Genomic DNA, 12740 nt, shown 5'->3' on the forward strand with positions numbered 1-12740 from the left:
CGCTTCAGCGTGCCAAACGGCCGTCAGCCGCCGGGCGCCGGGGCGAGCGCCAGCTGCCGCGCCTGACAGACCAGCCTGCCCTGCGAGTCCACCACGAGGGCGTCCGAGTCGAACCAGGCCTCGTGCACCGACTGGCTCTCGACGATCACCCGCAGCCAGCCCGGCGCCGGCCGGGTGCGCAGCAACGCGGTCAGCTGCACGGTCGGTGCCCAGCCGACCCGGCCGAGGTTGTAGACCACCGGCGGGTTCACGTCGCTCGCGAGCAGCGCGAAATACGGGTCCGGGAGCCCGTGCCGCGGCCGGACCCACAGCCGGATCTTCGGCGGGTCCCCGATCCGGCCGTGCAGGTAGCCGACACTCGCCGGATCGAGCCGGACCTCGCAGCCCTTCGCGAGGTTGAACACGCCTTCGGACGTCTCACCGGTCATAGGCACGGCGCCGGGCGGCGGCTCCACGGGCATCGACGGAACGTCGGTCCACTCCGGCCGCCGCATCGGCAGGCGCCCGGTGGTCACCCTGGCCTCGACGCAGCTGCGGCCCCGCTGCTCCAGCAGGACCGCGACGACCGAGGCGCGCCTTCCGACCTTCCGGACGTCCATGCGCAGCAGCACCGGCCCCACCGCGGGCGGGTGCAGGAACTCCGCGCTGATCGCCAGCGGCTCGGACGGCGGTTCGCCGCGCTCGTGAAGGAACGTGAGAGCGGCCCTGGCCATCAGGGCCATCAGGAAGCCGCCGTGCGGATGTCCGCCGATCGACCATTCGGTACGGAGTACCGCCGTGAAAGTGCCGTCACCCAGTGATCTCGTCGCGCAGGCAGCGTCGAAGGAGGTGCTCGTTTCGCCGGCCGCGCTCACCGAGCACTGACCCAGGCCACGAGCCGATCCATCGGGGTGCGGGAGATCAACAAGCGCAGCTGGTTCACGGTCGGAACTTTACGTGTACCAGCGCCTCGGGCGCAGGGAGGAATGATTCTCCGCACCTGGAGACGATCTTTGTCACTGGCCGAGGTGCAGCCTCGCGAACAAGAGTGACTCCGCGAGGTCTCGCGAGCGCCGCGCCGCGCTCGGCGACCGGCGCGTGTTGATCTCCAGCACGATCTGTCCGGAGAAATCGCTGTTCACGAGCTTTTCGAGGAGTTCGGCGCAGGGTTCGATCCCGCGTCCGGGCACCAGATGCTCGTCCTTCGGGAGGCCCGTGCCGTCCGCCAGATGGACGTGCGCGAGCCCGGAACCCATCCGATCGGCGAGTGCGAGGGCGTCCATCCCGGCTGCCGCTGTATGGGACAGGTCGAGCGTGTAGTGGCGAAACCCTACGTCCGTAGGGTCGATCGAGGGCCGGAAGGCCGAGACACGCGACGTCCGCGAGCCGCCGGGCAGGCGGACCTTGAACATGTTCTCGACCGCGATCTCGATCCCGCTGGCGTCTTCGAGCTCGTCGACGAGGTCGCCGAACGCGTCGCCGTAGCGGCGCTGCCACCGGAACGGCGGATGCACCACGACCGTGCGCGCGCCCAGTTCCTGTGCCGCGTCCACGGACATCCGCAGGCGCACCTCGGGATCCGGCGACCACACGCGCTGGGTGATCAGCAGCGACGGCGAGTGGATCGACAGCACCGGCACCCCGGTGCGGCGCGACCACCGGCGCAGCGCGGAGATGTCCTGGCTGACCGGGTCGGCCCAGACCATCACCTCGACGCCGTCGTAGCCGAGGTCGGCGGCCAGTTCGAAGGCGGTGCCCGCCCGCAACGGCCAGACGGACGCCGTCGAAAGGCCTACCGGAACCTGCTGAGCCATTCCGGCATTCTTCCCGAGGCCGCTAGCGCGCGACCAACAGGAGTGCGGCCGGTGAGACCGTCACCACCAGCCCGACCAGCACCGCGAGCACCAGGGTCTGGAGATCGTCCGCCTTGCGGATCTTCCGGACGATCCACACCAGCGCGACGATCACCAGCAGCGCGGCGACCAGCGCGGCGGCGGGGATGTTGACCCACAGCCAGTTGAAGCCCAGCCAGACACCGGCGCCGCCGACCACGCCGAGGGCGAGCTGACCGGCCAACGCCAGCCACTGCTTCCCCGGCGAGACCTTTTCGGCGGGTGCCGCGGGCTCGTCGTTCTCGACGACGTCCTCGGCCCGGTCGTCTTCGTAGTCGTCCTCGTACTCGTCGGCGCGGTAGCCGTACTCGTCGCGTCCGAAGTCGGGGCCGCCGTCCGGGTACGCCGGGTCGGCGAACTCGCGCTCGTAGTCGTCGAGTTCGTCCTGCCGCTCGCGGTCGTCGAGCGAATGCGGTGGTACGAACGGCATGGGTGCCGGATGGCCCATGGTCGGGGGGCCCGCGTCGAACGGGTCCGGTTCGGGGTCGGTGTCCGGCTCGACGGGTGCGACCGGGGGCGGGATCGGCGGGATCCCGCCGATCTCGGTGTCCTCGGACTGCACCTTCTGCCTGCGTTTACGCCATCCGGCGAGCCCGGCGGGCGGCGACGGCGGCTTGACGGACGCGGAAGCCTCGGGTTCGGGCGCCGGCTCGTCGCCGACCGCGGCGAACTGCTCGGTGCTCGGCTCGGCCTTGGGCTGGGCGGGACGGGCAGGCGGACGACGCCGGCGCGCCGGCTGCGCGGGCGGCGTCGCGAAGCCACCGCTGGCCATCGGACCCGGCTGGTCCTGCACTTCTTCGGACGGCGCGTCCAGTCCTCCGTCGAGTCTCGCCGACAGCCCCGAGGACGGGGGTCCGGCAGGCGGCTCGGGGCGACGGCGCACCGGCGGCACCGCGCCGCGGGTCTCCTCCGGGCCTGCCGGGCGGGGACGGCCACGCGGGGGCAGGCCCTCGGAGTCCGGCGGACGCTGGTAGCCGGACTGCTCCTGCGGCGGAGTCGGCCGAACGAACTGACCCGATTGCTGCGGCGGGCGCTGCTGGTAACCGCTCTGCTCCTGCGGCGGCGTCGGCCGCGCGAACTGACCGGATTGCTGCGGCGGGCGCTGCTGATAGCCGCTCTGCTCCTGCGGCGGGCGCACCGGCGGCGTCTGCCGGGTCGGGGTGGACGCGACGTCCGGCGGCACCGGCAGCGGCGCGGAGTCCTGCTGCGGCTGCGGAAGCGGACGCGAGCCGGAATCCTGCTGTGGCTGCGGGAGGGGACGTGGTCCCGGGTTCGAGGTACTTTTTTCCGCCGAGAACCCATCAGGCAGAGCCTGTGGGCGCGAGCGGCGCGGCGGACGGTTGAGCGGCGGCGGGGTGTCGCCGGACACCCTGTCGATGATCGCCTGAGGCGCGGTGTCACTCGCCGACGGCGCGCGCCTGCCGCGAGTGGGCTCGGGAGCCTCGTCCTCGTCGTCGGCCGCGCGGCGTCGCCTGCGGCGCCCGCCTTCCGGCTGGGCTCCATGCTGCGCGAGCAGCTCCGCCACGGTCTTCTGTGGCCGGCCGCTCTCTGTCTCGTCCGTCATACCGTGCTGTCCAATGCGCGCTCCGGCCGTTGTGAACCGGCACGCGACGGAGCATCGGCGGCGTCGCGCGCGCTATCCACCGTCATCCGCATTTCCGTCACCTCTTCACCGTGCCCGTTCTCCGTCGACTAAGTCCAGTCGGGCGCTGCCGCCCACAGTCTCGTCCGCACCGTTCGAATGGTCCAGCCGTCGAAGGATGACACCTTCTCGCAGCGCCCACGGACAGATCTCCAGTTCTTCCAGGGAAAGCGCCCGCATGGTGGCTTGCGCGACGAGCGCTCCGGCCACCAGCTGATGCGACCTGCCCGCGCTGACGCCCTCGAGTTGTGCCAGGTCATGGGCGGTCATCCGGGAGATGAACGCGATGAGCTGGCGCAACGCGGTGTCGGTCAGGGTACGGCGCACATGCGGTCCGCCCGCCGACGGCGCCGCTCCGGTCAGCCTGGCGAGCGACCGGAACGTCTTGGACGTCGCCACGACACGATCGGGTTCACCCAATTTGGCGACCTTCTTCGCGAGCGGGGCGAGTTGTTCTTCGAGCCACGCCGAAGTCGCGATGAGCTCCGAGCGGGTCGGCGGGTCGTGCTGGAACCGCGTCCGGGTGGTCCGGCCGGCGCCGAGTGGCAGCGATTCGGCCAGATCCGGCTCCTCGTCGCGGCCCATCGCGATCTCCAGCGAGCCGCCGCCGATGTCGAGCACGAGCAGTTTTCCCGCCGACCAGCCGAACCAGCGGCGGACGGCGAGGAAGGTGAGGCGGGATTCGTCGATCCCGGAAAGCACCTTCAGTTCGACGCCGGTCTGTTCCTGGACCTTCGCCAGCACCTTCGGGGCGTTCTTGGCTTCGCGGACCGCGGAGGTCGCGAACGCCATGACCTCTTCGCAGCCGAGCCGGGCCGCGGCCGCCTTCGCCGATTCGACCGCCCGCACGAGGCTGTCCGCACCCGCGCGGCTCAGGTCGCCGTTGCGGGTGATCTGCTCGGCGAGCCGGAGGACGGCCTTTTCGGAATGCATCGGGGTCGGGTGGGCGCCACGGTGGGCGTCGACCACGAGCAGGTGGACGGTGTTGGAACCGACGTCGAGTACCCCTAGGCGCACGAGCGTCTACGGTACCCGCCCCCACGTCAGGTCACGAAACCGTAACCGTGATCTGTATCGCAGGAGGCGGGTACCGGCCTGTCACGTCTCGAACTTGTAGCCCAGGCCACGCACCGTGACCAGGTGCCGGGGCGATCCCGGGTCCGGTTCGATCTTCGACCGCAGCCGCTTCACGTGGACGTCGAGCGTCTTGGTGTCGCCGACGTAGTCCGCGCCCCACACCCGGTCGATCAGCTGCCCGCGGGTGAGCACGCGGCCCACGTTGCGCAGCAGGTACTCGAGCAGGTCGAACTCCTTCAACGGCAAGGAGACCTCCTCGCCGTCGACGGTCACGACGTGCCGTTCGACGTCCATGCGCACCGGCCCGGCGGCCAGCACGAGCGGTGCCAGGTCGCCTTCGGAGCCCGGCTCGCCGCCGCGTCGCAGCACCGCGCGGACCCGCGCGATGAGCTCGCGGGCCGAGTACGGCTTGGTGACGTAGTCGTCGGCGCCGAGTTCCAGGCCGACGACCTTGTCGATCTCGCTGTCGCGTGCGGTCACCATGATCACCGGCACCGCGGAACGCTGCCTGAGCTGCTTGCAGACGTCGGTGCCGCTCATACCTGGGAGCATGAGGTCGAGTAGGACGATGTCGGCGCCGTTCCGGTCGAACTCCTCGAGCGCCTGCTGCCCCGTCACGGCGACGGCGGCGGTGAAGCCCTCTTTGCGGAGCAAGAACGCGAGCGGATCGGCGAACGACTCTTCGTCCTCGACGATGAGAACCCTCGTCACAGGTTTCCTCCATGGTCGGGGCTTTCTTGCCCTGTTGCCACGAGACGGGGTGTCCGCTCGGGGGTCTTCTCCGGCCGGGATGCCGGCGGAGCCTGTTTCACGGCCGCGGCCGGTTCGGCGGGGATGTGCGCGGGGATCCGCAGGGTGAAGGTCGATCCGGTGCCGGGACGGCTCCAGAGTCCGACCGAACCGCCGTGGTTGGCGGCCACGTGCTTGACGATCGCCAGGCCCAGCCCGGTGCCGCCGGTCGCCCGCGACCGCGCCTTGTCCGCGCGGTAGAACCGCTCGAAAACACGCTGCTGCTCGTCCTCGGCGATGCCGATGCCGCGGTCGGTGACCGCGATCTCGACCTTCCCGTCGACGAGCCGCCTGCTGATCGACACCGGGCTGCCCGGCTGTGAGTACGCGACGGCGTTCTCCAGCAGGTTCGACAGCGCGGTCACCATCAGCGTCCGGTCGCCCTCGATGAGCAGCCCGCTGGCCGTGTCGGTGGTGATGGTGATCTCGGCGGATTCCGCCGAAAGCGTCGTCCGGCCGAGTGCCTCGCGGACCACGGCGTCGACCTCGACCACGTTCAGATCGGGCAACCGCTCGGCGCCCTGCAGCCGCGACAGCGCGATCAGCTCGGTGACGAGCTGGCCGAGCCGCGTCGATTCGCGGAGGATCTTGCCGCCGAAGCGGCGGACCTCCTCGGTGTCTTCCGCGGCGTCGAGGATGGCTTCGGTGAGCAGCGCGATCGCGCCCACCGGCGTCTTCAGTTCATGGCTGACGTTCGCGACGAAGTCACGCCGGACGGCTTCGAGGCGGGCCGCCTCGGAGTGATCGACGGCCTCGACCACGGTGAACCCGTCGCCGAGCGGGCGGACCTCACCGAGGACGGCCTCGGGCTGACGGCCCCTCGCTTCCAGCGGGGAAAGGTCGATCTCCATCGGCTCGTCGGTCTCGACCACCTGCTCGGCGGCCTTGCGGGCCCGCGGATCGGCCTGGTTGACCTTCACCAGTCCCAGCTCGTAGGCACGTGGGTTGTGCAGGACCATGTCGCCGAACTTGTTGAGCACGACGACGCCGTTGTTGCTGGACCGCACGAGGCGTTCGAGCAGCTCGGCCACGGTGGGCCCGGCCGGACGCCGTTCCTCGCGGCGGGTGCGGCTCCTCGCGATCAGGAAACCGAAAACCACACCGACGATCAGTCCGCCGACGGCCAGGGCGAGTGCAACAGGCGTGGTCACAGGGGAATCGTAAGCGCGTGGGTAGTCTTTTGGCCTAGTCCCGGCCGCGTACTCGTGATGCCTATGACACCTGGGGACACCCTGTTCGCCTGCAGGTCAGACCCCGTTCATGTGACCGACCCCGCACCGAGACCTCCTGGGTGAGACGAGTCACCCGAAACGGGGACATCGATGCCGAGTCGTGCCCGGATCCCGACTTTCGTCGTGACTATCCGGACCGGGTGCTGCCCACTCACCGGCGAATAGCGACGTTCCCGTCACGGTCGCCGGGGAATGTTGGAAGACTGTCGCCGTGGAACTCGTCAGTGACATCTCCCTGATTCGCGGAGAAGAAGAGCTGTTCGACCGGACGGCTCATCTGTTCGTCGCGGCGACCGACATCGCGTGCGCGGCCGATGACCTCTACACCTGGGCACTTTCCCGGCCGTCGCTCACGCGGCAGGGCGAACGGCTGGTCCGCGACAAGCGGATCCGCAAGCTGTACCGGCCCGGCGTCCTGCTGAACGAGCAGACCGCGCAGCATCTGCACCGTCTGTCCGGCCTCGGCGCGCAGATCCGGATCGGCACCGAGGAGATCAACGAGACGATCCTGCTCGACGAACGCGTCGCGATCATGGCGGGCGACGAGGGCAAGGCGGTGCGCTCGTACAGCGTCATCTCGCGTCCGGAGCTGGTGCAGGGCATCCTGTCGCTGTTCGAAACCGCCTGGCAGGCGGCCGCGACCCTGGAGACGTTCGACGCGCGGTTCGCCGACATCCGGATGGAGGCACCGCAGATCCTCGAGTTCCTGACCACCGGCTGCAAGGACGACAAGGCCGCGAAGAGCCTCGGCATGGGCGTGCGCACCTATCAGCGGCGCGTGTCGGAACTGCTGGTCGCGCTCGGTGTGACCTCGCGGCTCCAGGTCGACGCGCGGGCGCGGGAGCTCGGCCTCCTGTGAGGCGCTGGGCAGGCCTCGCCGTACTGCTCGCGCTCGCGGGCTGCACCACCACGGTCTCCGGCGCCGCCCGGCCCGAACCGGAAACCCCGCCCTCGAACCTCGCGCTGGTCGATCCGGCGCGGACGGCGTCGGTGCTGACAGCGGTCAAGACGGCGACCGAAGCGGTGTTCTCCTACGACAGCACGGCCGTGCCCGCCTACGAGAAGGCGATCGCCGACAACCTGACGCCGGGGGCGCGCGACGAAATGGCGAAGCTGTTCGCCGAGGTCCGGAAGTCGGCGGAGCCGATCAAGCTGGTGACCAGGGTGATCGTCTCGGCCGCGGTCGAGCAGACGCCGGACAAGGCGCAGGTCCTGACCGTGCTCGACCAGAGCAGCACCCGGGCGGGCACCACGAACAAAGGCATCGCGTCGGTACTGCTCGCGACCGTGCGCGAAGGTGACCGCTGGCGGATCGGCGAGATCAAGGTGAACCCGGCCGGATCGCCGGCCGCGACGGAGAAACCGGGCGCTGGTGACCGGGTGCTCGCGCGGGTCCGGGATTCCGCCCGCGACGGCGCCCTGCGTGCCGCGCAAGCCCTGCTGAGCGTTGATCCTGCCGATCCCGAAGGCACGTACGCCCGCTACGAGTCCGTGTCGACCGGGCAGTTGCTGACCCAGTTCCGGCAGGACAAGGCGACGGGGGTCGGCAAGATCCGGGCCGCGGGCGCGAAGTCGTCGCTGGCGCCGAATCCGGCCGCCGCGGTCATGGAGGTCGTGGACGACAAGGCGAGCGTGCTTCTCCACGCGACATCCGACGTCACCGACGCGACCGGGCAGGCGACGAAGAAGCACCTGCCGATCGTCCTGCGTCTCCAGCGGCTGCCCGAAGGCTGGAAGGCGGCCGGGATCGAACTGGTCGCGAGCCTCCCCTGACGCCTGGCCAGCCCTGCCCCAGATGTCAGGAAAGGGTCGTTCAAGACGTTTTTCGTCTTGAACGACCCTTTCCTGACACTTCGGGGCGTGGGGTCAGCGGCCCTGGTTCGCCACGGCGGCCGCGGCCTTCTTGGCGGCCTCCGGGTCCAGGTACGTCCCGCCGGCGGTGACCGGCTTGAGGTCGTCCGTCAGGTCGTAGCGCAGCGGAATGCCGGTCGGGATGTTGAGCCCGGCGATCGCGTCGTCGGAGATGCCGTCGAGGTGCTTCACCAGCGCCCGCAGCGAGTTGCCGTGCGCGGCGACCAGCACGGTCTTGCCGGAGCGCAGATCCGGCACGATCGCGGACTCCCAGTACGGCAGCAGCCGTGCGACGACGTCCTTGAGGCACTCGGTCAGCGGAGCCGTGTCGCCGAGGTCGGCGTAGCGCGCGTCGCCGACCTGGCTGAACTCGTCGGCCGGGTCGATCGGGGGCGGCGGGGTGTCGTAGGAGCGGCGCCAGAGCATGAACTGCTCCTCGCCGAACTCGTCCAGGGTCTGCTTCTTGTTCTTGCCCTGCAGCGCGCCGTAGTGCCGCTCATTGAGGCGCCAGTCGCGCTTCACCGGGATCCAGTGCCGGTCGGCGGCGTCGAGCGCCAGGTTGGCGGTCGAGATCGCCCGGCGCATCAGCGAGGTGTGCACGACGTCCGGCAGCAGACCGGACTCCGCGAGCAGCTGCCCGCCCTTGCGCGCCTCCTGCTCGCCCTGTTCCGACAGCGGCACGTCCACCCAGCCGGTGAACAGGTTTTCGGCGTTCCACGTGCTCTGCCCGTGACGCAGCAGCACCAGAGTCCCAAGCTCAGCCATGCGCCCCAGCCTGCCAGAGTGAGCGGAAGCGCCGGTCAGAGGGCCGGAATTGCCCTTTCTTCTACGGAGAGTGCGTTACCCGCGAGTAACACCTTCACCCGTCCAGAAGACGGAGTGCCAACAAGTCCCGATCTCCGAAAAACAGGCTGCACTCCGTTATCCCCGATTTCGAAGTTCACTCGAACGGAGTAACCGGTAGTCTTGTGATTACAGGTGGAGATCTGACAGGTTGACTAAGTCCCGCGCGGCCGGATTCCACGCACTCCCCGGTTCGACGCGGGTGACGACCGCGACTCGTCTCCCCCCTGCCGAGTCGCGGCGCCCGCCGGCCCCGTTGGCATCCCCCTCGTCACCGGGTCCACCTTGGCGGGAACTTCAGCGGGGCGGCTCGAGATCGCGACTCCCCCCTCCCTCGAGCCGTCCCGCCTGTTCACTTTCAGGGACCCTCGCGAGTGGCGATGACGGTTCTGGCCACGGGTGTCTTAGGTGTCCACTGCCGGTGCGCGGGTGGCGATTTGGCGTGACTGAACGGACGACACGCGTGTTTGAACGGACGACACGCGTGATCGGGCGGACGACTCGTGGCGGGACCCCGGCCGCGGTCGTGTCGTCCATCCAGTCACGTGTGTCGTCCGCCGGATCACGCGTGTCGTCCATCCAGTCACGTGACGACGCCGGCACTGGGCCTAGGCGCCCTGTTCCCCTTCAGTCCAGCGGGGGCGCGGACGGCAGATCCGAAGCGGTCGCCATCGCGGGCTCCGCCGGACGACGCCGCTTGCGCAGCCACCACACCAGCGCGGCCGCGGGGACACCGAAGACCAGCACGAACGGGGCCATCGCGCCGAGCACGGTCAGCAGGCCGCCACCGAAGGTCAGGAACGCGTCCCAGCCGTTCGTCAGGCCGCCGAAGAACCCGCTGCGCGACTCCTCCTCCGCCACGACGGTCTCCGCCTTCACCTGCAGCGAAATCGTCGACATGGCGACACTTCCGGCCAGGCTCTCACGCCGCTTCTGGAGCGACTCGAGTTCGGCCTCGCGGCTCGTCAGCTCGCTCTCCACCGAGGCGATCTCCGAAACCGACGTCGCCCTCGCGAGCAACGCGCGCACGCGCTCGACGCTCGCCCGCTGGGTGGCCAGCCGCGATTCGATGTCGACCATCTGCTCGGTCACGTCCGTCGCGGTGACCTCGCGCCTCACCTGCTTGCCCAGCTTCGCCAGCTGGTCCAGCACGCCGTCGAGCCGTTCGGAGGGCACGACGACGTTGACCGTCGCCCGCTTCTCCTGGGTGCTCTCCTGCCCGGTGTAGCCGGCGGCGCCCTGCGTGATGACGCGGACCTGCGAAATCACGTCGGCGACGTTCGGCGCGGTGAGCTCCAGGCTCGCCGTGCGCACCAGTTTGCGGTCGGTGATCCCCGGCTGCCCCACCGGCGCCGGGTCCTTGCCCGACCCCGCCTTGCCGGCGCTGTCGGTACTTTCCTTGTTCGGCGAGCCCTGATTCGGCGCCGCCTGCTTGGTGTCGGCCGACATCGGCATCGCGGACTCGCTGCTACCGCCGGAATCGTTCGCCGAGCAGCCCGCGAGCGCCAGCACGATGCCTGCCGCGGCCACCCATCTCAATCGCTTGCGCATTCGTCCTTCTCCCTCCAGTGCTGCGGAGAGAGACGGAGCCGGGCTCAGACCCGTTGCACCATTCGGGTCACGAGTCGGTCAAGGCTCCGGGTTCGTGCCCGTTCGAAGGCTCGACGAGATGTTTGAACGCCTGCAGGTTCGCCAGGGACTCGCCGCGGGAAACCCGCCAATCCCATTCGCGTTTGATCGATTCGGCGAAGCCGAGTTCCAGCAAGGTGTTGAAGTCGCCGTCGGCGGCCTCCAGCACCTGCCCGAGGATCTTGTCCAGTTCGGACTCGGTGACCGTGTCCAGTCCGAATCGGCCGACCAGGTAGATGTCGCCCATCGCGTCCACCGTGTAGTGCACGCCGTACAGCTTCGCGTTGCGGCGCAAGAGAAAACGGTAAACGTCCTCATGGGACTCATCGGGGCGACGGCAGACGAAGGCTTCGACGGCGAAGGCGTGGTCCCCGGCGACCAGCCAGCAGTTGGTCTGCAGTTTCTTGGTGCCGGGCAACGTGACGAAGTACTTTCCCTCGCCGCGCCTGTCGTATTCCAGGCCCGCGTTGTCCAAAGAGGACCGCAAGGTCTCGTCGAGCGTCAAACCGCCACCTCCGCGCGCTGTTCGAGGGCACGCCGGAACGCGCCGGTCGCCTGAGCGTACGTGTCCAGCAGCCGGTCCGTCGTACGGCGCCAGGAGAAACGCCGCGCGTGGACGACGGCGTTGGCCGAAAGTTCGGCACGCCAACCGGGCCGCAGCGCGACGTTCGCGAGCGCGCGCGCCCAGTCCCGCGGATCGTGCGACGGCACGAGCAACCCGGAAACCCCGTGCGGCACGGCGACCGGCAACCCGCCGACCTCGGCCGCGATCACCGGCGTCCCGCAGGCCTGCGCCTCGAGCGCGACCAGCCCGAACGACTCGTTGTAGCTCGGCACGGCGACGACGTCGGCCGCGCGGTAGACGTTGACGAGCGACCGGCCGGGCTGCGGCGGCATGAACCGGGTCTGCTCCTCGATCCCGAGGGAGACGGCCAGCTCGCGCAGGGCCTGCGGCTGCTCCAGCCCGGTCCCGGACGGGCCGCCGACGATCAGCACCACCAGCCGCGACGCGAGCTCCGGCCGCTCGCGCAGCATTTCGGCCGCGGCCAGCAGGAGGACGTCCGGCGCCTTCAAGGGCTGGATGCGACCGGCGAAGGCCAGCACGATCGCGTCCTGCGGCAGCCCCAGCGCCCGGCGCGCGGCCAAGCGGGAGCCTGGGGTGAACCGGTCGAGGTCGACGCCGGGTGGGATGGCGTGCACGGAATGCGGGTCGGCGTCGTACAGCTCGATCAGCTCGCGGGCCTCGACGCGGGTGTTCGCGACCAGGCAGTCCGCCTCCTCGACGACCTGCTCCTCGCCGATCACGCGGGTGCGCGGCTCGGGGGTGTCTCCTTCGGCCAGCGCGGCGTTCTTGACCTTGGCCAGCGTATGCGCGGTGTGCACCAGCGGCACTCCCCAGCGGTCGCGGGCGAGCCAGCCCGCCTGGCCGGAAAGCCAGTAGTGCGAATGGATGAGGTCGTAGTAGCCCGGCTCGTGGAACGCCTCGGCCCGCAGCACCCCGGCGGTGAACGCGCACAGCTGCGCGGTCAGCTCGTCGCGGCCCAGCGGCTCGAACGGCCCTGCCGGGATGTGCCGCACCAGCACGCCGGGCGCCAGTTCGGCGACCGGTGGCTGATCCGAGGACGTCGCGCGTGTGAACACCTCGACCTCGACGCCGCGGCGGGCCATCTCGATGGCCGTCTGGCTCACGTAGACGTTCATCCCCCCGGCGTCGCCGGTACCCGGCTGCTCCAGTGGAGAGGTGTGCAAAGACAGCACCGCGACGCGCCTTGGCGCGGCGTCGAACCCGTGCAGAGGGATCGTCAC

The 12740-nt window shown here is 69.9% G+C and carries 12 protein-coding genes; 2 read left to right on the forward strand and 10 right to left on the reverse strand.

Annotation, left to right across the window (positions count from 1 at the left end; genetic code table 11):
- Nucleotides 1-23: 23 nt before the first annotated feature.
- From DMH03_RS01575 to DMH03_RS01600, 6 genes are all read right to left on the reverse strand, one after another.
- On the reverse strand, nt 24-854 hold the full coding sequence (locus DMH03_RS01575; protein WP_125790230.1) for a thioesterase family protein: 831 nt from the start codon (nt 852-854) through the stop codon (nt 24-26).
- Nucleotides 855-995: 141 nt separating this feature from the next.
- Nucleotides 996-1793 (reverse strand): sugar phosphate isomerase/epimerase, encoded by a 798-nt coding sequence (locus DMH03_RS01580; RefSeq protein ID WP_125790231.1) that lies wholly within the window; start codon nt 1791-1793, stop codon nt 996-998.
- Between the two features lie 22 nt (nt 1794-1815).
- The gene (locus DMH03_RS01585) at nt 1816-3435 is read right to left on the reverse strand and encodes a hypothetical protein (protein ID WP_125790232.1); all 1620 of its coding nucleotides are present in this window, start codon (nt 3433-3435) and stop codon (nt 1816-1818) included.
- Nucleotides 3436-3540: 105 nt separating this feature from the next.
- The gene (locus DMH03_RS01590; protein WP_125790233.1) at nt 3541-4530 is read right to left on the reverse strand and encodes a Ppx/GppA phosphatase family protein; all 990 of its coding nucleotides are present in this window, start codon (nt 4528-4530) and stop codon (nt 3541-3543) included.
- 81 nt (nt 4531-4611) lie between these two features.
- On the reverse strand, nt 4612-5301 hold the full coding sequence (locus DMH03_RS01595; protein ID WP_125788664.1) for a response regulator transcription factor: 690 nt from the start codon (nt 5299-5301) through the stop codon (nt 4612-4614).
- Entirely contained in the window at nt 5298-6530 is a 1233-nt protein-coding gene (locus DMH03_RS01600; RefSeq protein WP_199748630.1) for a cell wall metabolism sensor histidine kinase WalK, read from the reverse strand. Before DMH03_RS01600 ends, DMH03_RS01595 begins: the two co-directional genes overlap by 4 nt.
- A 292-nt stretch (nt 6531-6822) precedes the next feature.
- Between DMH03_RS01600 and DMH03_RS01605 the strand changes: the two genes are divergently transcribed.
- Nucleotides 6823-7470, forward strand: a complete 648-nt coding sequence (locus DMH03_RS01605; RefSeq protein ID WP_125790234.1) for a DNA-binding response regulator — start codon at nt 6823-6825, stop codon at nt 7468-7470.
- On the forward strand, nt 7467-8384 hold the full coding sequence (locus DMH03_RS01610) for a hypothetical protein (protein ID WP_125790235.1): 918 nt from the start codon (nt 7467-7469) through the stop codon (nt 8382-8384). Before DMH03_RS01605 ends, DMH03_RS01610 begins: the two co-directional genes overlap by 4 nt.
- A 93-nt stretch (nt 8385-8477) precedes the next feature.
- Here DMH03_RS01610 and DMH03_RS01615 read toward each other — a convergent pair whose 3' ends face one another.
- The 4 genes from DMH03_RS01615 to mshA all read right to left on the reverse strand — a co-directional run bounded on the left by DMH03_RS01615 (nt 8478) and on the right by mshA (nt 12740).
- Nucleotides 8478-9227 carry a phosphoglyceromutase gene (locus DMH03_RS01615; RefSeq protein WP_125790236.1) on the reverse strand — a complete coding sequence of 250 codons (750 nt, stop codon included), beginning with the start codon at nt 9225-9227 and terminating at the stop codon, nt 8478-8480.
- Nucleotides 9228-9932: 705 nt separating this feature from the next.
- On the reverse strand, nt 9933-10856 hold the full coding sequence (locus tag DMH03_RS01620) for a DUF4349 domain-containing protein (protein WP_125790237.1): 924 nt from the start codon (nt 10854-10856) through the stop codon (nt 9933-9935).
- A gap of 67 nt (nt 10857-10923) precedes the next feature.
- Nucleotides 10924-11439: a YbjN domain-containing protein gene (locus DMH03_RS01625; RefSeq protein ID WP_125790238.1), complete on the reverse strand. Its 516-nt coding sequence runs from the start codon at nt 11437-11439 to the stop codon at nt 10924-10926.
- Nucleotides 11436-12740, reverse strand: coding sequence for a D-inositol-3-phosphate glycosyltransferase (mshA, locus tag DMH03_RS01630; RefSeq protein WP_199748631.1), 1305 nt, complete (start codon nt 12738-12740; stop codon nt 11436-11438). The genes DMH03_RS01625 and mshA overlap by 4 nt, the downstream gene beginning before the upstream one ends.

Source organism: Amycolatopsis sp. WAC 01376 (genome assembly GCF_003947415.1).
Lineage (GTDB): Bacteria > Actinomycetota > Actinomycetes > Mycobacteriales > Pseudonocardiaceae > Amycolatopsis.

What these genes read in the sequence shown, in the direction of transcription:
- DMH03_RS01580 (WP_125790231.1), bottom strand. Translation starts at nt 1,793, where the DNA reads ATGGCTCAGCAGGTTCCGGTAGGCCTTTCGACGGCGTCCGTCTGGCCG.
- DMH03_RS01585 (WP_125790232.1), bottom strand. Translation starts at nt 3,435, where the DNA reads ATGACGGACGAGACAGAGAGCGGCCGGCCACAGAAGACCGTGGCGGAG.
- DMH03_RS01615 (WP_125790236.1), bottom strand. Translation starts at nt 9,227, where the DNA reads ATGGCTGAGCTTGGGACTCTGGTGCTGCTGCGTCACGGGCAGAGCACG.
- DMH03_RS01620 (WP_125790237.1), bottom strand. Translation starts at nt 10,856, where the DNA reads ATGCGCAAGCGATTGAGATGGGTGGCCGCGGCAGGCATCGTGCTGGCG.